Here is a 22,665-nt window from a genome sequence, read left to right as displayed (position 1 = left end):
GTGTCCGACCCCGATCCCCGGCTGGGCGCGGCGTTCGGCGCCGCGCTCCAGCCGGGCACCAGGCCGGTGGTGCTCGCCATCGACCTGATGCGCGCCTACTTCGACGCCGACAGCCCGCTGTGCCTGCCCGACGACGCCTGCCTGCACTCCGCGGCTCGTGTCGTCGAGGCGGCGCGGGCTGCCGGGGTGCCGGTGATCCACACGCGGGTCACGTTCGGCCCCGGGGGCGTCGACGGCGGCGTGTTCTTCCGCAAGGTGCCGGCGCTGGCGAGCCTCGTCGGCGACGGGCCGATGGGGGAGCTGATGGAGCCGGTCGCCCCGCGCGCCGACGAGCTGGTCGTGGTGAAGCAGTACGCGTCGGCGTTCTTCGGGACCACGCTGGCGTCGACCCTGCAGTCGATGGGGGTCGACACGGTGGTGATCGTCGGCGTCAGCACCAGCGGGTGCGTGCGCGCCAGCGCGGTCGACGCGATCCAGCACGGCTTCGTCCCGCTGGTCGTGGCCGACGCCGTCGGCGACCGCGATCCCGGCCCGCACGAGGCCAACCTGTTCGACCTCGCGGCCAAGTACGCCGAGGTCGTCGACGAGCCCGCCGCGCTCGCCTACCTGCAGGAGCAGCGATGAGCCCCACGCCCGCCCGCGTCGAGATCGTGGAGATGGCGCCCCGCGACGGCCTGCAGAACGAGGCGACGGTGCTCTCGACCGCCGACAAGCTCGAGCTCGTCGAGCGCGCCGTGCGCGCCGGCGCCCGGCGCATCGAGGTCACCAGCTTCGTCAACCCCTCGAAGGTCCCGCAGATGGCCGACGCCGACGAGCTCATGGCGGCGCTGCCCCGTCCCGACGGTGTGCGCTACGCCGGCCTGGTGATGAACCAGCGCGGGCTCGACCGAGCGCTGGCCGGCGGCGTCGACGAGATCGACGTGGTGGTGGTCGTCTCGGACACCTTCTGCCGACGCAACCAGGGGATGAGCACCGCCGAGGCCTGTGTCACCGCCGGCTCGCTGGTGTCCCAGGCGCGGGCGGCCGGCGTCTTCGCGACCGTGACCGTCGCGGCGTCGTTCGGCTGCCCCTTCGAGGGCGAGGTGTCGCTCGCGCGGCTGCGCGAGGTCGTCAGCCGCGTGGTCGACACCGGCCCCGACGAGCTCGCCCTGGCCGACACGATCGGGGTCGCGGTGCCCGGCGACCTCACCCAGCGCTTCGCCCTGGTCCGCGAGGTCGCCGGCCCGGACCTGCCGCTGCGGGTGCACCTGCACGACACCCGCCACACGGGCGTGGCCAACGCCGTGGCGGCCGTCGCAGCCGGCGTCACCACCCTCGACGCCAGCATCGGCGGCGCGGGCGGCTGCCCGTTCGCCCCGAACGCCACCGGCAACGTCGCCACCGAGGACCTCGTCTACCTCTTCGCCCGCAGCGGCATCGAGACCGGCCTCGACCTCGCCACGACCGTCGACACCGTCACCTGGCTCGAGGACCGGCTCGGCAAGCGGCTCCCCGGTGCGCTGCTGCGCGCCGGCGACTTCCCGACCCTCGGGGGTTGAGGAAGGACGAAGTCCTGTCTCGAAACCCTCGGTGAGGACGGTCGCCGTTCGTCTCGCTGGGTTTCGAGACAGGCGCTGGCGCGCCTTCCTCAACCTACGAGCGCGTGGAGCGGACGACGAGACTCGAACTCGCGACATCGACCTTGGGAAGGTCGCGCTCTACCAACTGAGCTACGTCCGCACTGACCCGGAGGACCGGATCGCGGGTCAGCCTATATCGAGGGCTGCCGCTGCGGTGAGACCACCCGGCCGAGCGTGGGGTGGCGCGGCTCGACGGTGTCGCCCGAGGAGCGGCCGGTGAGCCGGCGGTGCACCCACGGCGCGGCGGAGGTGCGCACCCACGCGGCGTGCTCGCGCAGCTGCTCGCGGCGGCCCAGCAGCGCCAGCTCGCGCAGCGTCAGCGGCTGCAGGTCGTGCTCGACGCCGAGGACGTCGAGGACCTCCATGGCCATGCGCTGGTGGCCGGCCGGGCCCATGTGCATGCGGTCGTCGTCCCACAGCCGCCAGTCGCGGTACTCGCGCAGCCGCCAGAAGTCCACGACGTCCGCGCCGTGCCGGTCGGCGCTCTCGCGCACCAGCTCGTTGTAGAGGGCGAAGCGCCCGCGCAGCATCTTGTACGTCGCCGAGCCGCCCGGGTCGAAGGCCGTGAAGACCAGCAGCCGGGCCCCGGTGGCCGCCAGGTCGGAGAGCGCGGCGTCGTAGCGCGCGACCAGCGAGTCCAGGTCGACCTTGGGGCGCAGGATGTCGTTGGCGCCGGCGTAGACGGTCACGAGGTCGGGCTCCAGCGCGAGCGCCGGGGCGAGCTGCTCGGCGAGGACCGCGTCCATCTTGCGGCCGCGGATCGCGAGGTTGGCGTAGCCGAAGTCCTCGCCCCGGACCTCCTGCTGGGCGCCCAGGACCTCGGCGACCCGGTCGGCCCAGCCGCGCAGCCCGTTGGGGCGGTCCGGGTCGGGGTCGCCGTAGCCCTCGGTGAAGGAGTCGCCGAGGGCGACGTAGCGGTGGAAGGGCGCCGATGACATGGTGCCCATCCTGCCCGGCGGGTGGGTGCTCAGGCGCCGAAGGCCTCGTCGGCGCGGTCGACCTCGTGGTGGACGCACGAGGCGGCCGCGACCAGGTCGAGGGGGTCACCGGCGCGCAGCGTCGTCTCGATCGACTGGCACACCGCGGCCAGCGCGACCGCGCCGAGGGCCGCGCTGGAGGAGCGCAGGCTGTGCAGGATGGCGCCCACCCCGTCGCGGTCGTCGCCGGTCGCGGCGACGTCGAGCAGCTCGATCTGGTGACGCGACTCGCGGCGCCAGGCGTGCACCAGCGACTCCCGGAAGTCGTCGGCGCCGGCGCCGAGGTGCTCGGTGAGGGTGTCGAGGGCGGCCGGGTCGACCGCCGGTCCGGTCGAGGACGAGGGCTCCGGCTCCAACGGCGGGGGCTCCGGCTCGGGCTCGGGGAAGCGGCGACGGACCCGGGCCAGCACCGCGACCAGGTCCTCGGCCCGCACGGGCTTGGCGAGGTGGTCGTCCATGCCGGCCTCGAGGCTGGCGTCGCGGTCGTCGTTGAGCGCGTTGGCCGTCATGGCCACGATGCGCGGCTGGCGGGCCGCCGGCAGCTCGGCGCGGATCCGCCGGGTCGCCTCGAGGCCGTCCATCACCGGCATCTGCACGTCCATCAGGACCAGGTCGTAGGGCGCGCTGCGCACGGCCTCCAGCGCCTCCTGGCCGTTGCCGACCACGACCGGGCGCTGGCCCAGGCGCTCGAGGATCAGCACCGCGACCCGCTGGTTGACGGGGTTGTCCTCGGCGAGCAGCAGGCGCAGGCGGCCGACGTGGTCGAGGGACGGCGTGCCGTCGGCCTCGCTCTCGGTGGAGCCGAGCACGCGCGCGACGGTGGTGCGCAGCGCGGCGGCCTTGACCGGCTTGGTCAGGTGGACGGCGTCGGGCACCTGCGGCACCGCGACCCGCTCGCCCAGCGAGGTGAGCAGGATGACCGGGACCGCCTCCCAGCCGTCCAGCCGGCGCAGCGCGGCGGCCAGCCGGGCGCCGTCGAGGCCGGGCATGTTCATGTCGAGGAGCGCGACGTCGTAGGGCGTCGCGGCCTGGCCGGCGTGGGCGAGCGCGGAGCCGGGGTGGCCGTGGTCGTCGACGGTCATGCCCCAGGCCTCGAGCTGCGCGCGCAGGATGCGGCGGTTGGTGGCGTTGTCGTCGACGACCAGGGCCCGCTTGCCGGGCAGCTCGGCCGGGGCGACCCGCACCCGGTCCTCCACCTCCAGGCCCGGTCGCAGCGGCACCACGAGGGTGAACGTCGAGCCGCTGCCCAGGGTGCTGGTGACGTCCAGGCGGCCGCCCATCGCCTCCGCGAGCCGCAGGCTGATCGCCAGGCCGAGGCCGGTGCCGCCGTGGGTGCGGGTGGTGCTGCTGTCGACCTGGCTGAAGGAGCGGAAGAGCCGGTCCATGCGCTCGGCGGGGATGCCGACACCGGTGTCGCTCACCGCGAGGGAGAGGGTCCGGCGACCCTTGTCGTCCGGCTCGTCCCCCACGGTGCTGACCGTCAGCAGCACCTCGCCGCGCTGGGTGAACTTCACGGCGTTGCCGAGCAGGTTGACCAGGATCTGTCGCACGCGGGTGACGTCGCCCTCGACGACCGGGGGCACGTCGGGGTCGATCTGGCAGACCAGGTCGAGGCCCTGTGCGGAGGCCTGGGCGGCCAGCAGGTCCAGGGCGCTCTCGACGCAGTCGCGCAGCACGAAGTCGTGCTTCTCCAGCTCGAGCTCGCCCGACTCGATCTTCGAGAAGTCCAGCACGTCGTTGATGATCGTGAGCAGCGAGTCCCCGCTGCGGCGTACGGTCTCCGCGAACTCGCGCTGCTCGTCGCTCAGGGGCGTGTCGAGCAGCAGCCCGGACATGCCGATCACGGCGTTCATCGGGGTGCGGATCTCGTGGCTCATGGTGGCGAGGAACGCCGACTTGGCGGCGTTGGCCTCGTCGGCCTCGCGCCGGGCCTCGATCAGCTCCTCGGAGCGGCGGCGGGTGGTGGCGCGCTCGGTCTCCAGCGCCTCGGCCATCTCGTCCAGGCCGCGGCCGATCGCCTTGAGCTCGGCCGGTCCCTCCGGGGTGCTGCGCGAGCTCAGGTCGCCGTCGCGCAGGTGGCCGATGGTGTTCAGCAGCCCGTCGACGGGCTCGACGACCGACGCGCTGAGGGCGCGGGCGCGCCGGCGCACGACCAGCAGGCCCACGACGAGCACGAGCACCTGCACCACGAACGCCACCAGGACGGCCTGCTGCTGCAGCGCCTCGGCGTCGGCGCGCAGGTCGTTGGCGGCGCTCTCGGTGTCCTCCTGCGCGGCGCGGTAGGTGTCGAACAGCACCCGGCCGGTGTCCACGAAGATGCGCTTCTCGGCGCCGCGGTCGTTGGCGGCGATCTCCCGCCCGTCGCGCACCGCCTCCTCGGCCCACCGCTGCGACCACCGCTCGATGGCCTGCTCCTGGGTGTCCAGGAGCGCGAGCATCCCCGGCTCGTCGGCGAGGTACTCACGGGCCTCGGCGAGGTGCTCGCGGAGGTCCTCGACGCCCGCCTCGTACGGCTCCAGGTCGCGGTCGTTGCCCGTGATGAGGTAGGCGCGCAGGCCGGTCTCCTGGTCGAGCATCGCCAGGTGGGCCAGGCGGATCTCGCGCCCGGCGTCGGAGGCGCGGGCCGTGACGGGGTCGGCGTGCAGCCCGAGGTAGCCCAGCAGCACGATGTTCGTCAGGACCGCACCGGCCACGGCCGCGGTGGCGGTCCGGCTGACGCGACCGACCTGACGGGAGAGCTGCACGGTCCAGGGTCCCACGAGACCGCCCGTTCGCGGGCCAGGTCAGGCACTAAGGTCGTGCCGTGCTGCTGAGCGACCGCGACATCCTGGCCGAGATCGACGCCGGCCGCGTCGCCATGGACCCCTGGGACCCGGCGATGTTGCAGCCGTCGTCCATCGACGTGCGGCTCGACCGGTTCTTCCGGGTCTTCGAGAACCACCGCTACCCCCACATCGACCCGGCAGCCGACCAGTCGGACCTGACCCGCGAGGTCGAGCCCGAGGGCGACGAGCCGTTCATCCTGCACCCCGGTGAGTTCGTGCTCGGCTCCACCTACGAGGTGGTCTCGCTGCCCGACGACGTCGCCGCGCGGGTGGAGGGCAAGTCCTCCCTGGGCCGCCTGGGCCTGCTGACCCACGCGACCGCCGGCTTCGTGGACCCCGGCTTCTCCGGCCACGTCACCCTCGAGCTGGCCAACGTCGCGACCCTGCCGATCAAGCTCTACCCGGGGATGAAGATCGGCCAGTTCTGCTTCTTCCGGCTCACCTCGCCCTCGCAGCACCCCTACGGCTCGGAGAAGTACGGCTCGCGCTACCAGGGTCAGCGCGGGCCCACGCCGTCGCGGTCGTTCCAGAACTTCCACCGCACCCCGATCTGACCGTCGGCCGGACCGCAGGTAAGGTCGTCCTAACTTAGGACAACCTCACCGAGGACTCGCCGATGACCGTCACCTCTTCCGCCACCTCCAACGACCTGCCGCTCCTGCTCGAGCAGGTCGAGGTGGTCCTGGTCGACCGGCTCTCGCCGAGCTTCGTCCGGGTGGAGCTCGGCTCGCCCGCGCTGGCGGAGTTCGGGGTCGACGGCCCGCTCTACGACCAGCGCATCAAGCTCGTCTTCCCCGGGACCGACGGGGTGCCGCACGTGGCCGGCGTCGACGAGGCCGCGATGGCGGCGTGGTTCGAGCGACCGGCCGAGGAGCGCGGTCACATGCGCACCTACACGGTGCGCGACGTGCGCGGGTCCGGCGCGGACACCCGCCTGGTCGTGGACATCGTGCTCCACGTCGGCGACGGGCCGCTCGGACCCGGCGCGGCCTGGGCCGAGCAGGTCAGTGTCGGCGACCGGCTGGTGGTGATGGCGCCGCGCCGCGGGGTGCCCTTCGGCGGCATCGAGTTCGTGCCCGGCGCGGCGGACCGGCTGCTGCTCGCCGGTGACGAGACCGCCGTACCGGCGATCGCGAGCATCCTGGCCGACCTGCCCGTCGACGCGCGCGGGGCGGCGTACCTCGAGGTGCCGCTGAGCGCCGACGTCCAGACCGTCCGCCATCCCGTGGGCGTCACCGTCACCTGGCTGCCGCGCGACGGCGCCGAGCGCGGCGTCGCCGTGACGCAGGCGGTGCTCGACCACCTCGGCGCGCCTCTCGACCTGCCCGAGGTCGACGAGGTCGACCCCGACCTGTGGGAGACCCCGACCTACTCCTCCTCCGGCGAGGACATCGACGAGGCCGTCACCGTGGTCGGCCACGACCTGGACGGCCTCTACGCCTGGATCGCGGGGGAGTCCCGGCTCGTCACCGGGCTGCGCCGGGCTCTGGTCAAGGACCTCGAGGTCGACCGGCGGCAGGTGGCCTTCATGGGCTACTGGCGCCTCGGCGTCGCGATGAAGTCCTGAGCCGGGACCGCTAGCCCGGAGGGACCGCGGGCTCCTCGCCGAGCCCCGCCACGGCGGCCAGGATCAGGGCCGTCCCGGCCATCCCGGCCACGCCGATCCGCTCGTCGAGGAAGACGGCCGCGACCACCGCGGCGGTCGCGGGCTCGAGCAGGGTGGCGATGACGGCTGTGCTGCCCGACGTGGTGCGCAGGCCGGCGTACAGCAGGGCGTAGGCGAGGGCCATGGTGACCAGGCCGAGGTAGGCCAGCGTGGCCACGGCCACCGCGTCGGCGGTCACGACCGGGCTGCCGGACAGCCCGCTCACGAGGGCCAGCGGCAGCAGCACGACGGCGCCGACCGTCGTGGTCGTCGTGGTCAGCGCCAGCGGTCCGCAGGTCTGCGCGAGCGGGCGGCCCAGGACCGTGGTCAGCGCGTAGGCCGACCCCGACCCGACCGCCGCCAGCACGCCGAGCACCGGGTGCGGACCGGCGCCGCCGCCCGCGCCGACGCTCACGAGCAGCAGCCCGCCCACGGCGGCGGCCAGGACCAGCAGCCTCGTGGGCGTCGGCCGCCGCCGGGCGCGCACGGACTCGCCCACCGTCAGCAGGACCGGCGCGAGACCCAGGCTGACCACGGTCGCGACCGAGACGCCGACCTGGACGACCGCGCCGAAGTAGAGCGCCTGGTAGGCCGCCGTGCTGGCCCCCACCAGCACCGCGCGGCGGGGCTGCTCGCGCAGCAGGTCGGCCACCGCGCCGAGACGGCGCAGCAGCAGGACCGCGAGACCGAGGACGACCGCGGCGACGAGCATCCGCCACGCGCTGATGACCAGGACGGACATCGGCGTCGCGTCGCGGACGACCTGGACGGCGAGGCCTCCGGTGCCCCAGAGGATGCCGGCGAGCGAGACCTGGAGCAGGCCCAGACGGGCCGGGGTCACGGGTCGATGGTGGCAGAGCGCGGTGCCGGTCGGCACCTGCGTTTCAGGAAGCGGGCGTCAGGAGTCGAGGCGGTCCGCGAGCGCGCGCAGCCGGCGGGCGGTGCGCTCGTGGCGGCGCGTGGGTCGTGCCTCGCGCACGGGGCGCGCGGCCCGCGCCACGCGCTCGTCGATCTGGTGGCGGGCCAGGGTCAGCATCAGGGGGTCGAAGGCGCTCATGGTGGTGCTCCGTTTCGGTGGTGGTGGCGGTGGTGGTGGTGGTGGGCGGGGTCGTGACGGTGGGTGCACGGTGGCGGGAGGCTCAGACCTCGGTGAGGACGACGTCGCCGCTGACGGTCTTGGCGCGGACCTCGACGTGGTCGGCGCCCTCCTCGGGCTGTCCGGCGCCCTGGAGGGTGGAGTGGATGCGCCCGGTGATGGTCGAGATGTCGGTCCAGACCGGCACCCCGGCGGGGATGCCGATCCGGACGTCGCCCGAGGCGCCCTTGATCGTGAAGCGGCCGCGGCTCGCGGTGGTGATGTGCAGGTCGCCGCTGCCGGTGGACAGCGAGACGTCGTGGGTGGCCTCGACGACCTTGAGGTCGCCGGAGCCGGTCTTGACGACGGCGGGGCCGTTGTTGGTGCCGACCTGGACGTCGCCGGAACCCGTGGAGACGGCCACGGCCGAGGCGGTGTGCTCCACGTGGACGTCGCCGGAGCCGCTCTTGACGCGCAGCTCGGACTCGGCCCGCTCGATGCGGATGTCGCCCGAGCCGGTCTCGATCGTCGCGGGGCGCCCGAACGCCTCGAGGATGACGTCGCCCGAGCCGCTCTTGACCTGCCCGGCCCCGAACGTGCCGCGGCAGTCGATGTCGGCGCTGCCGCTCTTGACGGCCACGTCGCTGTGCGTGGGCACGGTGACCACGACGTGCAGCGCCGAGTCGCCGCTGAGGAAGCCGCCGCGCTGGCGGGGTGCGACGACCGTGAGCTGGTCACCGGCCTGCTCGACGAGCACGTCGGCGGCGTCGCGGCCGGAGACCTCGACGTGGGACTCGGTGGTGTCGGTGGCGCTCACCCGCACCGAGCCCTTGCCGAGCTCGACGTACAGGCGCACGGGGTGCAGCGTCTCGAAGTGGTGCACGGTCATGGCGGTCCTCTTTCGGGTGTGTTCGTCCGCGGGACCGGCCTGTCGCCGGTCCCGGGTGGGTGGGTGGGGTCTGCTAGATCCAGCCGGTCATGCGGCGACCGGGCTTGGTGCCGCCGCCGAAGTGGTCCCTCCCGAGGAACGGGATGCTGGACAGGTCGATGTCCACGTTGATGGAGCCGTGGTGGGTGGCCGAGCGGACGACGTTGACGAGCCAGGTGTTGAGCGACTGCCCGGCCTGCGCCGCGGCGTCCTCCGCGCGGGTCTTGACCGCCTCGGGGAGACGGAGGGTGATCCGGGCGACGCCGCCGTCCTCCTCCGTCTCGCCGGTGGGCGCCGGCGGGGCGGGGGGCCCCGGCGGGGCCGGCGGCACGAGGGCGGGCGCGTCGACGACGAAGTCGAGCTCTCGGCCGTTGAGGCGTACGTCGACGCCGCCGGCCGGCATCTCGGCGGTGATCTCCGAGGCCGCCTGGGAGATCGCCTCCATCAGGGCGAGGCGGGCGGCGGGGTCGAGCGCGAAGCCGAGGCGCTCGGCGACCTCCCGGGCCTCCGGCCCCGCGCCCTCGGCCGCGGCGAGGAGGTCCCGGCGCAGGCTGTCGACGTACGGCGTGATGTCCATAGGCACCACTCTGACGCCACAGTGACGTCATGTCAAGCATCAGTGACATCAGAATGGTGTCGCGATGACATCGCCGGCCGAGACCGGAGGTGACAACCGTGTTTCAGGCAGCCGTCCGCGGGGAAACGGACTCGTGGTCCACGTACGGGCCGCCCCACTGGATCGGTAGAGAAGAGGCCGCTCGATGGCGAGCTCCCTGTCCGTCCCCGTCGCCATGGCGAGCGACACCATCATCTCGGCCAGCTGGGTCGACTACCTGATCATCCTGCTGTACTTCGGCGTGGTCCTCGGGATCGGCGTCGTGGCGCGGCGCCAGATCTCGGACTCGGTCGACTTCTTCCTGTCGGGCCGCTCGCTGCCGGCCTGGGTCACCGGCCTGGCGTTCATCTCGGCCAACCTCGGCGCGGTCGAGATCATGGGCATGTCGGCCAACGGCGCCCAGTTCGGGCTGCCCGCCGTCCACTACTTCTGGATCGGCGCCATCCCGGCGATGCTGTTCCTCGGCGTCGTGATGATGCCGTTCTACTACGGCTCCAAGGTGCGCTCGGTCCCCGAGTTCATGTTCCGCCGCTTCGGCACCGGCGCCCACCTGGTCAACTCGATCTCGTTCGCCGTCGCGCAGCTCCTGATCGCCGGCATCAACCTCTTCCTGCTGGGCACGATCATCCGGGCGCTGCTCGGCTGGAACCTCCTCGTGGCGCTGCTCGTCGCGGCGGCGATCGTGCTGTCCTACATCACGCTCGGCGGCCTCTCGGCGGCGATCTACAACGAGGTGCTGCAGTTCTTCGTCATCGTGGCGGCGCTGCTCCCGCTCACGCTGCTCGGCCTGCACCAGGTCGGCGGCTGGGACGGGCTGAAGGACAGGATCACCGAGAACGCCGGCACGGGCGGCGCCCCGCCGGCGGCCGACCAGCTCAACTCCTGGCCCGGCACGGCGCTCACCGGCTTCAACTCCGACTTCCTCTCGGTCATCGGCATCGTCTTCGGTCTCGGCTTCGTGCTCTCGTTCGGCTACTGGACGACGAACTTCGTCGAGGTCCAGCGCGCGATGGCCACCGACTCCATCTCCTCGGCCCGCAAGACCCCGATCATCGGTGCCTTCCCCAAGATCCTGGTCCCGTTCATCACGATCCTGCCCGGCATGATCGCGGCGGTCCTGGTCACCGAGATCGCCAAGACCAAGGCGGGGGAGACCGTCTCGGGCGGTGCCGGCGGCACGGTCCAGTACAACGACTCGCTGATCCTGCTGATGCGCGACCTGCTGCCCAACGGCCTGCTCGGCGTGGCGATCGCCGGCCTGCTCGCGGCGTTCATGGCCGGCATGGCGGCCAACATCTCGGCGTTCAACACGGTCTTCAGCTACGACCTGTGGGAGCGGTACTTCGTCAAGGACCGCGACGACTCCTACTACCTCAAGATCGGGCGGCTCGCCACGGTGGGCGCCACGGTCGTCGCCATCGGCACCGCGCAGCTGGCGTCGAACTTCTCGAACATCATGGACTACCTCCAGACGCTGTTCGGGTTCTTCAACGCCCCGCTCTTCGCCACCTTCATCCTCGGCATGTTCTGGAAGCGGATGACCGCCACGGCCGGCTGGACGGGCCTCGTGAGCGGCACCCTGGCGGCCATCGTCGTGGCGATCATCTCCACCGACGTCCTCGGCAGCCTCAGCCAGGGCTGGATCTCGCTGAGCGGGCAGGGTGCGTCCTTCGTGGCCGCCGGTGCGGCGTTCGTCGTCGACATCGTGGTGAGCGTCGTCGTCTCGCTCATGACCAAGCCGAAGCCGCCGGAGGAGCTGCGCGGCCTGGTCTACTCCGAGACCCCGCGGGAGGACCTGGTCGACGCCAACGAGGCGACGTTCCCGTGGTACCGCCGTACGATGCCGCTCGCCGGTGTCGCGCTCGCCATCGTCATCGTCCTGAACTTCGTCTTCTGAGGAGCACCGCATGTCTCCCACCCACACCCCCGAGCGCAAGCACCAGGCCGGCGCCTTCGACATCCGCAACATCATCGGCGGCCTGATCGGGGCCTACGGCGTGATCCTCACGCTCATGGGTCTCTTCGGCGACCCCGAGACCGAGAAGACCGGCGGCCCCAACGCCAACCTGTGGGCGGGGCTGGTCATGCTCGCCTTCGGCGTGGTGTTCATCGCCTGGGCGCGGATCCGTCCCGTCGTCGTCCCCGAGCACGTGGACTCGAAGGACTCCGCCGCCTAGGAGCAGGACGCGTAGCTCCCGCGCGGGCCGGAGCGCGCGGGTCGGGTCGTGTGCCGGAGGCGGCGCGTGGGCGCGGTCTCCGGCACACGACCCATCCGCGCGCTCGGGCCCCCCTCGTGCGGCCGGGGGCGGGGCTGAGGCTGAGGCTGGGTCGGTCAGCGATTCACAGGTCGAAGAGGGACCCGGAGTCGCTGATGTCGACGTCGGTCTTGGGCTGGTGCGCCTCACCGGAGCTCGCTGGCTTCGGCTTCTCCTCGGGCTCGGGCTCGGCCGCCTCGGGCTCGGCCTCGGCGGGCTCGGGCTCAGCCGCTTCGGGCTCGGCCGCTTCGGGCTCGGCCTCGGCCGGCTCGGGCTCCGGGGTCGGCTCGTCGTCGCTGGCGAGCGAGGTCGCGGCGGCGCTCAGGGCGGCGCCGGGGGAGGTGCTCTCCTCCGGCTCCTCCGGCTTCGGCTCATCGGCCTTCGGCTCCTCAACCTGCGGCTCGGGCTCGTCCGCCTCCGCCTCCGCCTGCGGCTCGAGCTCGGGCTCGGCGGGGGCCTCGGCCTGGGGCGCGGGCGCCGACGGGGCGGGGGCCTCGATGTCGAACAGCGACCCCGACTCCGGGATCTCCGCGGCAGGTGCGGCTGCGGCGGGGGCTGCCTTCGCGGCCGGCTCGGCCTTCGGCTCGCGCTCGGCCTTCGCTTCGGGCTCAGGCTCGGGCTCGGCGGCCGGCTCGGGCGCCGCCTTCGCCTGCACGGGGGCCGGCTCGGGCGCCGCGATGTCGAACAGCGACCCCGACTCGGGGATCTCGGCCGTCGGCTGCGCGGCCTCGGGCGTCGCTGCCGGCTCCGGGTCCGTGGCGGGCTCCGGCTCGGCCTGCTTCGCCGCGGGGGCGGCGACGGGCTCGGGGGAGGCGATGTCGAACAGCGAGCCGCCTCCGGAGCCGAGCTGCACCTGCGGTGCGGCCTCCGCCTGCGGCTCCTCGGTCTTCGGCTCGACCTCCGGCTCGACCTCCGCCTCCGGCGCGGCCTCCGCCTGCGGCTCCTCGGCGTCGCCGCCGAGGTCGAACAGCGAGCCGCCGCCGGACGCGAGGTCCGTGGTGGGCTCGGGCTTCGTCTCCGCCGGGGCCTCGGCCTCGGGCCGCGGTGCGGACGTCGCCTCGGGCTCGTCGTCGCCGCCCAGGTCGAACAGCGAGCCGCCCGTCTTCTCGGCGGGCTTCTCAGCCGGCGCCTCGGTCTCGTCCTTCGGCGCCGGGTCGTCGAACAGCGACCCGCCCGACGCCTTGCCAGCAGGCGCCTCGTCGGGCGTGGACTCCACGTCGTCCGGCGACTTCGCCTCCTCGTCGTCGAACAGCGACGACCCACCGGAGGCCTTGGCCAGGGGGCCGGCGTCCTCGGTGGCGACGACCGTGTCCTCGGTGATCGTGTCGTCGCCGGCCTCGGGCTCGGCCTTGGTGGCCTCGTCCTTGTCGGCGTCCTTCACGGTCGCCGCGGCGCCGGCGGCACCCGCGCCGGGGGCGAGCTTGGTGGCTTGCTCGCCCTTGACGGAGGCGAGGAGCATCTGGGCGACGTCGAGGACCTCGACCTCCTCGCGGGCCTCGCCCTTGGCCTGGGCGGCGGTCAGGCCGTCGGAGAGCATGACGCGGCAGAACGGGCAGCCGACCGCGATCTGGTCCGCGCCGGTGCCGACGGCCTCGTTGGTGCGGTTGACGTTGATGCGCTCGCCGGTGTTCTCCTCCATCCACATGCGCGCGCCGCCGGCGCCGCAGCAGAACGAGCGCTCGGAGTTGCGCTCCATCTCGACGAACTCGGCGCCGGGGAGGATCTGGAGCAGCTCGCGCGGCGGGGAGTAGACGCCGTTGTGGCGGCCGATGTAGCAGGGGTCGTGGTAGGTGATCGAGCGCTTGTGCGCGCCGGCGCCGTCGTTGACCGGCGTCAGCTTGCCCTCCCGCACGAGGCGGTTGAGCAGCTGGGTGTGGTGCACGACCTCGAGCTCGATGCCGAAGTCGGAGTACTCGTTCTTGAGCGTGTTGAAGCAGTGGGCGCAGGTCGAGACGACGGTCTTGGCCTTGGCCTCCTTGAGCGTCTCGACGTTCTGCTGGGCCAGGCCCTGGAAGACGAACTCGTTGCCGGCGCGGCGCGCGGGGTCGCCCGAGCAGGTCTCGCCGTTGCCGAGCACGCCGAAGCTGACCCCGGCGATCTCGAGCAGCTCGGCCACCGCGCGGGTGGTCTTCTTGGCGCGGTCCTCGTAGGCGCCGGCGCAGCCGACCCAGAAGAGCCAGTCGACCTCGTCCAGCGACTCGATCGACTCGCCGACGACCTTCACCTCGAAGTCGAGGCCCTTGGCCCAGTCCATGCGCGCGTTGGGCGACATGTTCCAGGGGTTGCCCTTGTTCTCGAGGCCCTTGAACAGGCCGTTGAGCTCAGCGGGGAAGTTCGACTCGACCAGCACCGCGTGGCGGCGCATGTCCATGATGTGGTCGACGTGCTCGATGTCGACGGGGCACTGCTGGACGCAGGCGCCGCAGGACGTGCAGTTCCACAGCACCTCGGGGTCGATGACCGCGGCACCGCTGTCGGGCATGTAGAACCAGTCGTCGCCGGTGTCGCCGACCAGCGGGCGCTCGACCTCCCGGGTCAGGGTGTCGTTGCCCTCGAGGAGCGCGGCCCGGGCCTCGTCGCCCTCGGCCTGGAGGTACGGCGCCTTCGCGAACGCGTGGTCGCGCAGCGCGGTGATGAGCAGCTTGGGCGACAGCGGCTTCTCGGTGTTCCACGCAGGGCACTGCGACTGGCAGCGGCCGCACTCGGTGCAGGTCGAGAAGTCGAGGATGCCCTTCCAGCTGAAGTCCTCGATGGCGCCGACGCCGAGCTTGGAGTCCTCGTCGAGGTCGTCGATGTCGTCGAGGGTGATCGCCTTGCCGTCGGAGGTGAGCGGCTTCATGGCGCCGAGCGCCGTGCGCCCGGACGACTCGCGCTTGAACCAGATGTTGAAGAACACCGAGAACCGGTGCCAGGCGACGCCCATCGTGAGGTTGAGCGAGATCGTGATCATCCACGCGAAGGAGATGACGATCTTGAGCATGGCGACGAGGTAGACGAGGTTCTCGAGCGTGCCGACGGAGAGTCCGGAGAACGCCTCGCCCAGCCAGAACGTGAAGGGGAAGTGCAGGGCCGAGGCGTGGTCGGTGTCCGCGCCGTGCGAGAGCAGGGCGTACTCGAGGCCGCGCAGCGTGACGATGCACAGGCCGACGCCCAGGATGACGGACTCGACGAAGTAGCCCTGCCACATGGTGGAGCCCCAGAAGCGACCCTTGACCCCGCGGGTGCGCTCCTTGGGCCGCCGCGAGCGGTAGATGATGAAGCCGATGATCGCGACGATCATGACGACCGTGAAGAGCTCGGTGACCCACTCGTAGAGGAAGAACGTCCCGACCAGCGGCAGCGCGAACTCCGGGTCGAAGAGCTGGCCGAACGCCGTCAGCAGCGTGAAGAACAGCAGCCCGAAGCCCACGAAGACGAACCAGTGGGCGATGCCGACGACCGTCCACTGGAGCATCCGGGTGTGGCCGAGCGTCTCCTTGAGCATCACGAGCGTGCGGCTCAGCGGGTTGTCCGTGCGCGACGCCGGCTGGCCGATCCTGAGCGTGGCGAGGATGGCGCGGATCGCCCTGACGAACAGGGTGATGCCGACGGCGGCGATGGCCAGCGAGACAACGATGGCGACGATCTGCATGCGCGAGGACTCCTCGTCGAACGGTTGCCGGTCGAGAGGCGACAGACGAGGCGAGCCTAGAGGTCCCGGCCCGCCCCGTCAGTGCCACATCCGGGTGAGGGGATCCTACCCGGCGGTAACTTCTACCTCGCGTCGTGTCAGCGTGCGACCACCTTGAGCGGCCGGGTCGCCGAGCGGTCGGCGTACGACCCGGTGAGCGCGAGGACCTTGCGGCCGACGGCCTTCGGCACCTTCGGTCGTACGACGGACGTGCCGCGCGCGGTGGCCTTGCCGCGGGCGACGACCTTGCCGCCCAGGCGCAGCGTCCAGGCCTCGCCGGGGGCGAGCCTGCTCAGGGTCACGGTCACCCGCTTGCCGCGCACGGCCTTGGCGGGCGCGCTGATGGCCAGCTTCGCCGCCGGGAGCCCGACCTTGACCCCGGTCGAGGTCGCGGAGGCGGGCTCGTAGCCGGTCGTCGTCGTCGTGACGACGACGGTGAGGAGGGCGCCGAGGTCGCGCGCGAGCGGCACGTACGTCGACCTGGTGGCGCCCGGGATCGCGACGCCGTTGCGCCGCCACGCGTACGACGTGCTCTCGGCGGCCGGCTCGGTGGCCTGCGTCGTGACGGCGAGCGAGCGACCCACGCGGGGCGTGCCGGTCACGGTGACGACGCCTCCGGTCATCGTGCCGAGGCTGACGGGGGCGGCGGCCGAGCCGGTCCCCGAGGCCGGGACGAAGCCGTCGCGCTCGGCGGTGACCCTCAGGGTCAGGACGTGCCCGACGTCCGCGGGCGTGGGCTCGTAGACCAGTCCGTCGGCTCCCTCGATGGCGTCCAGGCGGGGGCCGCCCTCACCCTCCGACTGGCGCAGCCACTGGTAGTCGTAGGAGTCGGGCAGGGGGGAGGCGTCCGCCTCCAGGGTGCCGACGAGCCACTCGCCGACGCGCGGGACGCCGCCCACCGTGACGGCCGGCGCGGTCTCGAACTTCCCGGGCGCGACGTAGCCGTCGGCGTCCACCCGCACGACCCCGTCGAGGTAGCCCTCCTTGTGGGCGGTGATCGTGACGGACAGCAGCGCGTCGAGGTCGCCGGCGGTCGGGGTGAAGGTTCCGCTCGTCTCCGGGCGCGGCTGCCCGTCGGCCTCCCACGCGTAGCTCACCGAGTCGGGCTCCACCGACCACACGCCGCCCTCGACGGTGACGGGCGTGCCGACCACCGGGTCGTCGTCGGACAGCGTCGGTGCCTCGAGCGCGCCGATCCGGGCGTAGGTGAGCGCGGACCGGTAGCGATCGAGCTCGACGCCGACGACCCGGGCGTCCGGCCGGAGCGGCGGCAGCTCCGTGTACTCCTTCTCGCCCCAGGTGACGACCTCGCCGTCCGCGGTCACGGCCGCGGACCACCAGAATCCGGTCGACACCGCCACGACGGTCTCCTCGGCGAGGGAGGCGGGCACGTCGAGCTGACCCTCGTAGCCGGCGCCCCAGGCGATCACCTCGCCCTCGTCGGTCAGGGCGATCGCGTTCTGGCTGCCGAGGTCGACCTCGACGACGGTCTCGTCGGCGCGGTCCGCGGGGAAGGCGTTGCTGTACGACGCGGTGAGGAAGCCGCCCGCGGAGACCGTCTTGCCGTCGTCGGTCAGGGCGACCGAGCCGCCGTACGACGTGTCGGCGGAGACGAACTCGCGTCCGGCGAGCTGGTCGGGGTCGAAGTCCAGCTCGTTCAGGTTGGAGTCGGTGCCCCAGAGGCGCAGCTCGCCGTCGGTCGTGACGCCGATGGCCTGCGACTGGTACGCCGTGACGTCACGGTAGGTCGTGGCGGCGTCCTCCTCGTCCAGGGCGAGCCCGGATCCCCAGACGTGCACGTGACCGGTGTCGTCGAGCGCGAGACCGAACGACTGCCCGACCGCGACGTCCACGATCCTCTCCGCGAACGACGGCGTGGCGTGCGTGGTGCCCGTGTAGTAGTCGGCCGCCCAGTAGAGACGGCCGTCGGTGCCGATGCCGTAGGTCGCGTTGGAGGAGAGCTCGATCTGCGAGTAGGCCAGGTCGGGGAGCCGGCTGGAGTCGCTGCGACTCCACTCCGACACGGCGAACGCCGGAGCCACGGGCGTCGCCGGGTCGGCGGTCGCGGTGGGCGGGGCGAGGGCGGGCAGGGTCGCCGCGATCGCCACGACGGCGAGAGCCAGGGCGGGACGGGGGCGGGGGGAGCGCAGGGGCACGGGTCAACCTCGGGACGGGGGCAGGAGGGACCGATGCAAGCACCCTCCTAGCCCTTCCGCAGGCGAACGACGGATCCCGTCGCCGCGCCACCGCGCGGCTCGCGTGCGTCGCGGGACCTCAGCGCAGGCGCTGGACCCGCCCGGCGCGGGTGAACGTCACCTTCATGACCACCTTGCGCTGGGTCGAGCTCTTCGCGCAGAAGCGGTAGGTGCTCCCGAGCCGCTGGTAGGGCTGGCCCACGGCGCGCATGACGGCCGTCGTGGACATCCCGCGGCGCACGAGCCGCTTCACCTTGGCGACCGGCTTGCGCAGCCCGGGGTTGCGGCAGGAGTCGGGCTTGACGCCCTCGGTGCGCTCCCACATCTGCAGGTAGGCCTCCGCGCCGCGCGACATGTCGTCGACGATGGCACCGCCCTGCTTGCCGGCGACCTTGCGCAGGTCCTCGATCCAGTCGGGGTAGAGGCCGTACTGGGCGACGCCGTCCTTGTTGATGTCGTAGACCCGCTTGCCGGCGGTCTGCCGCTTCACGGTGACGCCGCCCAGGCCGCGGAACGGGTAGCGCACCTTGTTGGCGACGCCGGCCCCGCGGGGGTCGCCCTGGGCGCCGAGCCCGTTGATGTCCGCGCCGAACCCGAAGCCGAAGTAGTAGCGCTTGTCCGCCCAGCCCAGGTGCCGGCGCCACTTGCCGACGAAGCCGGTCGAGTCGCCGGCGTAGGGAGTGATGAAGCCGCCCAGCTTGTAGATCCGCGGGTAGGTGTCCGGCGTCGACCACGAGTGGCTGGAGATGATGCCGGGGTAGTTCATCCGGTCGATCTGGTCGACCGCCGAGCGCCGGGCCTTCACGCTGAGGTGGTCGGGATCGAAGATCATCCGGCGCTTCGCGAGCCCGGTGATCGTCTTCTCGCCAAGGGTGGTCAGGCCGCGCGCGTTGCAGTGGGCCGGCGGCCCGTAGAGAGGTACGGCGGGCAGGGCGCCGCCGAACAGCTGGCCGATCGCGCCGAACAGCGCGTCCTGCTGCTGGTCGTCGATCTGGGGGGCCGCGAGCTGGGCGCGGTCGGAGGTCTCGCCGTCCGCGGGCTCGCAGTGCTTCATGTCCCAGAAGCTGCCGGTCTCCAGGAAGTTGGCGGAGTTGATGACCACGCCGGTCGTCCCGGCATCGCCCGCGACGCCGGCCAGCGCGTTGTCGAACTTGTTGACCAGCTCCATCTGGCGCACGCCCATCCGGTGCACCTCGTCGAGCTGGCGGTCGATCTCGGCGGCGCTGCAGGCCGGCACGTCCTTGCCGAGGACCCGCTTGAACGTGCAGCCGAACGGGATGCTCGTCTCGATGCCCATGACGACCGCCATCCGGCCGGAGTTGATCACCTTGCGGGCCTGGAAGGGGTTCTTGACGATCCGGTAGAAGCCCTTGCCCGGACCGCCGTACTGGGCGTCGATGTAGTCCTGGAACTTGTACATCTGCTTGGCCTGCAGGCGGATGGAGTCCATGTCGTCGCAGGAGTTGCGCTTGAGCGGGTAGATCTCGCACAGCTTGTTGTTCTCCACCAGCAGGTTGACGAACAACCGCTGCCCGCCGCGCCAGGACCGCTCCATCCAGCGGTAGTAGGTGCCCTCGTGGGTCAGGGAGTCCGGCGCGGGCCAGTCCTTGAAGGTCGGCCAGCCGACGGGGTCGTGGCTGGGCTGGCCGGAGAGGAACGTCTCCAGGACCGAGCCGTTGCCGCCCGTGGCGCGGTGGTCCGCGCAGTCGACCAGCGCGTAGGGCGCGCCGTAGCGGTCCCAGGGCTTGCCGCAGTGGGCCTCGCCGCCGAGGAACTCGAAGGCCATGCCGTGGGTGTGGGCGTCGACGTAGCCGCGCACCTCCTGGATCGGGGTGGCCCCGCCGTGCGGGCGGCCGGTGACGTCGACGCCCGACTCGGGGTAGGCGGTGCAGCCGCGCACCAGCTCCAGCCCGAACCGGGTCGGCGTGGCGCCCAGGGCCAGGCGTCCGCCGGCCGCGCGCAGGCTGCGCCCGCCGCGCAGGGAGAACGTGAATCCCCGTCCCGTCCTGCGCACCGTCCAGTCGGCGTCGGGGCTGGGCGTGCCCGCGAGACCCGCCCCCGAGAGGAAGTCGCGCCGGGCGCCGTAGAGGAGGTAGCTGCCCAGGTCGGTGGCCTTGAAGTAGAACGGCGCGGCCTTCGGGGCCCGGACCCGGCTCACCGCCAGGCCCGACGGGGTCCGGACGACGTAGCGGCCCGCCGCGCTCAGCGCGTAGCAGCCCCCGGCCATCGCGTAGCGGGTGCGGGGGAGCGCCGTGCGCCGGCCCGTCAGCGACACGCGGGTGAGTCGGGGGTCGGGGAGCCTCCGCTGGCTCGCGGCGTAGGCGGCGCCGGCCCGGCGCTGCGCGGCGGTGGTCGGGTCCTGGGCGTCGACGCCGACCTCACCGGCCCGCGAGACGGCGTTCTTGGTGGCGGGGTCGTGGTGGTCGTGCGGCGGCGTGCCGGGTGGGTCGACGTGGGGCAGCGACTCCAGCGCCGCGACCTTGCTGGCGTCGTACTCCTCGAGCAGCGAGCCCTCCCGCTGGCCGAATGACGGCACCGACTGCAGTGCGCCGACGAGCAGCGCCCCGGAGGCCACGGTCGCCCAGACGAGGTGGCGGCGGGATCGGTGCTCGGTGCGGCGCATGGGGTCTCCTGGGTCGACTGGCGACAGGATCACCCACGCTGGGGGTCCTGTCGAGGGACCAACGTGCGAGTCGGCGCGGCGTCACGGCCTCCGATGCGCCGCGAGAGCGCGGAGGCGGTGCGCCGGACCTCGTCGGTGAGCCCGGTCGGGGCGGTGCCCTCGGCGGTGCTCTCGAAGGTCACGGCGACGGCGGCGACCGGGTGCTGGTTGTGGTCGAGCACCGCGGCGGCCACGCTGGCGAAGCCGAGCGTCACCTCGCCGTCCTCCGCGGCGTGGCCGTCGCGGCGTACGGAGGCAAGGACGGCCCGCAGCGCCGGCGGGCGCCGGGGGCCGCGGCCGGTGCGGTCCACGAAGGCCTCGGGGTCGGGGTAGAGCGCGCGGACCTGGGCCGGGGGCAGCGCCGCCAGCAGCGCCCGTCCGCTGGCGGTGAGGTGGGCCGGGAGCCGCACCCCGATGTCGGTCACGAGCGGCGGTCGGCCCGGGGAGCGCTCCTCGACGACGTAGAGGACGTCACGGCCGTGGAGGACGGCGAGGTGGGCGGACTCGCCGGTGCGGTCGACCAGCGCCGCGAGCTGGTGCCGGGCGATGCGCTGCAGGGGCGCCTGGCGGGAGTACCCGCTGCCCACCTCGAAGGCGGCGACCCCGAGGCCGTAGCTGCGGTCCTCGGCGAGGTGCACCACGAAGCCCTCGGCGACCATGGCGGCGAGCAGGTGGTACGCCGTGCTGCGCGGGAGGTCGCAGGCCCGGCTGATGTGCTCGAGCGGGACCGGGTCGGGCTGGCTGGCGAGGTAGCGCAGGACCCGGAGGGTGCGGGTCGCTGCGGGCACCTGGGGCATGGCCCTGAGTGTGCCCGAGGTGCCCCGAGCGTGCCCGACCCCGCCCGGCAGGCCGGGCGGGGTCGGGTCGGGTGTCGCGGTCGAGCGGGGGTCAGCGGCGGATCTGGGCGTGCGCGATGCCGAGGTCGATCACGGCCCCGGTGCCGTCGAGCAGGGTGATCCGGGCGCCGATGACCATGACGCCGGCGCTCAGGCGCTGCACGACCCTCTCCTGGATCCGCAGGACGCCCGGGACCTCGATGACGCCGGACGACGGGATCTGCTGGGTCTCGCCGTTGACCACCAGGGCGCCGATGGTGCCGGTCGCGCTGCGGGTGAGGCGGCCCTTGGCGTTGCGGCTGACGGTGGCGCGAGCGACGACCCCGCGCAGGACCACCTGGCCGTTGCCGAGGCGGACGCGGCCGACCGCGCCCTGCTCCCACATGCGCGCGCCGTGCCGGGTCTGCCTGGCCATCTGCTGGGTGCGCAGCCCGTTGACGGTCCCCGCGCCCGGGAGGTTGGCGCCCGCGGTCTCGCGGGTGGCCACCTTGCCCTTGGTGCCGGTGCAGGGCATCGGCAGGTACGGCGTGCGGCCCACCTTGACGTTGTTGGCCAGCGCCGAGCCCCGGACGCCGGCGGAGTACCCCTTGAACGTGCCGTGGCGCGCGCCGCTCATGATCTTGGCCGCGGAGAAGGCGACCTGGGTGCGGGTGCGCGTGGGCACCACCCGGATGTCGATGCCGTCGGTGGTGACGCGCACGCCGTTGCTCATGCGCTTGGACTGGCTGACGCCCAGGCGGATCGTGGCCAGGCCCGGGATCGTGAGCGGCCGACCGGCGGACGGGACCCGGACCTCGCGAGCGGGACCGGCGACCGGCTTGTAGACGGCCTTGAGGACGCTGGAGCTCGCCTCGGTGCGGAAGCGCGAGCCGTCGTGGAAGGCGCGGGACTCCGACTTGACGCCCTCGAGGGTCAGCCGGCCGAGCGCACCCTGGGCGATGACGACCTCGGCGATGCGCTGCGTGGAGTACGACGAGACGACCTTGCCGCTCTTGGAGGTCCAGACGCGGGTGCGGATCCCGGTCACGTTCCCGATGCCGGGCAGGGTCGACTCGGCGACGTAGTTGGTGCGGTTGACGCCGGCGCGGTTGGTGCACCCGATGGACATGTAGGCGGTGGCCTCGCCCGAGCTGACGGGCATGTCGCCGCCGCGCGCGACGCTGCCGAAGCCGGAGGCGCCGAGGGCGAACGAGGTCTTGACGACCTTCTTCGCGGCGGGGGCCGGGGCGGCCGCCGTGCTCGGCATGGACGCGGTCAGCGCGGCGACCAGCCCGACACTGAGGAGCGCGGAGGGGATGCGCAGAGATCGCTTCATGGGGACTCCTTGGGGGGATGGGGCAGGCGCCCGACGTACGGGGGATC

17 protein-coding genes and 1 tRNA gene are annotated in these 22,665 nt (G+C 72.9%); 6 read left to right on the top strand and 12 right to left on the bottom strand.

The features are described 5' to 3' along the window. A complete protein-coding gene (locus E4622_RS11550) occupies positions 1-624 on the top strand; it encodes an isochorismatase family protein (RefSeq protein WP_209021884.1) in 624 nt (207 codons plus the stop codon). After that, on the top strand, positions 621-1,538 hold the full coding sequence (locus E4622_RS11545) for a hydroxymethylglutaryl-CoA lyase (RefSeq protein WP_134740321.1): 918 nt from the start codon (positions 621-623) through the stop codon (positions 1,536-1,538). The genes E4622_RS11550 and E4622_RS11545 overlap by 4 nt, the downstream gene beginning before the upstream one ends. A gap of 105 nt (positions 1,539-1,643) precedes the next feature. On the opposite strand, the gene E4622_RS11540 is transcribed toward E4622_RS11545, so the two are convergent. The 3 genes from E4622_RS11540 to E4622_RS11530 form a co-directional block, all read right to left on the bottom strand. Continuing rightward, positions 1,644-1,719, bottom strand: a tRNA-Gly gene (locus tag E4622_RS11540). Positions 1,720-1,750: 31 nt separating this feature from the next. Continuing rightward, positions 1,751-2,557, bottom strand: coding sequence for an SGNH/GDSL hydrolase family protein (locus E4622_RS11535; RefSeq protein WP_134740320.1), 807 nt, complete (start codon positions 2,555-2,557; stop codon positions 1,751-1,753). A gap of 29 nt (positions 2,558-2,586) precedes the next feature. Next, positions 2,587-5,355 (bottom strand): response regulator, encoded by a 2,769-nt coding sequence (locus E4622_RS11530; RefSeq protein WP_134740319.1) that lies wholly within the window; start codon positions 5,353-5,355, stop codon positions 2,587-2,589. A 44-nt stretch (positions 5,356-5,399) separates the two neighbouring features. Between E4622_RS11530 and dcd the strand changes: the two genes are divergently transcribed. After that, entirely contained in the window at positions 5,400-5,975 is a 576-nt protein-coding gene (gene dcd / locus E4622_RS11525) for a dCTP deaminase (RefSeq protein WP_134740318.1), read from the top strand. A 62-nt stretch (positions 5,976-6,037) separates the two neighbouring features. Further along, positions 6,038-6,988, top strand: coding sequence for a siderophore-interacting protein (locus E4622_RS11520; RefSeq protein WP_134740317.1), 951 nt, complete (start codon positions 6,038-6,040; stop codon positions 6,986-6,988). A gap of 10 nt (positions 6,989-6,998) precedes the next feature. Here the strand turns inward: E4622_RS11520 and E4622_RS11515 are convergent, their stop codons facing one another. The 4 genes from E4622_RS11515 to E4622_RS11505 form a co-directional block, all read right to left on the bottom strand. Then, positions 6,999-7,907 (bottom strand): DMT family transporter, encoded by a 909-nt coding sequence (locus tag E4622_RS11515; protein WP_134740316.1) that lies wholly within the window; start codon positions 7,905-7,907, stop codon positions 6,999-7,001. Positions 7,908-7,964: 57 nt separating this feature from the next. Beyond that, positions 7,965-8,123 carry a hypothetical protein gene (locus E4622_RS22780; protein ID WP_167736054.1) on the bottom strand — a complete coding sequence of 53 codons (159 nt, stop codon included), beginning with the start codon at positions 8,121-8,123 and terminating at the stop codon, positions 7,965-7,967. 82 nt (positions 8,124-8,205) lie between these two features. Beyond that, a complete protein-coding gene (locus E4622_RS11510; protein WP_134740315.1) occupies positions 8,206-9,030 on the bottom strand; it encodes a DUF4097 family beta strand repeat-containing protein in 825 nt (274 codons plus the stop codon). A gap of 73 nt (positions 9,031-9,103) precedes the next feature. Further along, positions 9,104-9,646: a pilus assembly protein HicB gene (locus tag E4622_RS11505; RefSeq protein ID WP_134740314.1), complete on the bottom strand. Its 543-nt coding sequence runs from the start codon at positions 9,644-9,646 to the stop codon at positions 9,104-9,106. Positions 9,647-9,860: 214 nt separating this feature from the next. Between E4622_RS11505 and E4622_RS11500 the strand changes: the two genes are divergently transcribed. Both E4622_RS11500 and E4622_RS11495 read left to right on the top strand, forming a co-directional pair. Further along, positions 9,861-11,582, top strand: a complete 1,722-nt coding sequence (locus E4622_RS11500; RefSeq protein WP_209021932.1) for a sodium:solute symporter family protein — start codon at positions 9,861-9,863, stop codon at positions 11,580-11,582. Between the two features lie 10 nt (positions 11,583-11,592). Next, a complete protein-coding gene (locus tag E4622_RS11495; RefSeq protein ID WP_134740312.1) occupies positions 11,593-11,862 on the top strand; it encodes a hypothetical protein in 270 nt (89 codons plus the stop codon). Between the two features lie 163 nt (positions 11,863-12,025). Here the strand turns inward: E4622_RS11495 and E4622_RS11490 are convergent, their stop codons facing one another. From E4622_RS11490 to E4622_RS11475, 5 genes are all read right to left on the bottom strand, one after another. Beyond that, positions 12,026-15,571, bottom strand: coding sequence for a (Fe-S)-binding protein (locus tag E4622_RS11490; RefSeq protein WP_134740311.1), 3,546 nt, complete (start codon positions 15,569-15,571; stop codon positions 12,026-12,028). Positions 15,572-15,708: 137 nt separating this feature from the next. After that, positions 15,709-17,766, bottom strand: coding sequence for a hypothetical protein (locus E4622_RS22775; protein ID WP_167736053.1), 2,058 nt, complete (start codon positions 17,764-17,766; stop codon positions 15,709-15,711). A gap of 118 nt (positions 17,767-17,884) precedes the next feature. Further along, complete coding sequence (locus E4622_RS11485; RefSeq protein WP_134740310.1) at positions 17,885-20,428, bottom strand: hypothetical protein; 2,544 nt, start codon at positions 20,426-20,428, stop codon at positions 17,885-17,887. A 29-nt stretch (positions 20,429-20,457) separates the two neighbouring features. Beyond that, positions 20,458-21,264 carry an IclR family transcriptional regulator gene (locus tag E4622_RS11480; protein WP_134740309.1) on the bottom strand — a complete coding sequence of 269 codons (807 nt, stop codon included), beginning with the start codon at positions 21,262-21,264 and terminating at the stop codon, positions 20,458-20,460. A gap of 91 nt (positions 21,265-21,355) precedes the next feature. Continuing rightward, positions 21,356-22,618, bottom strand: a complete 1,263-nt coding sequence (locus E4622_RS11475; RefSeq protein ID WP_134740308.1) for a choice-of-anchor P family protein — start codon at positions 22,616-22,618, stop codon at positions 21,356-21,358. Positions 22,619-22,665: the final 47 nt, after the last annotated feature.

Source organism: Nocardioides sp. 503, from assembly GCF_004522095.1.
In the GTDB taxonomy this organism is placed as follows: Bacteria; Actinomycetota; Actinomycetes; order Propionibacteriales; family Nocardioidaceae; genus Nocardioides.
Note: the sequence above shows the minus strand (reverse complement) of the source record. Positions and strands in the feature narration are given on the sequence as shown.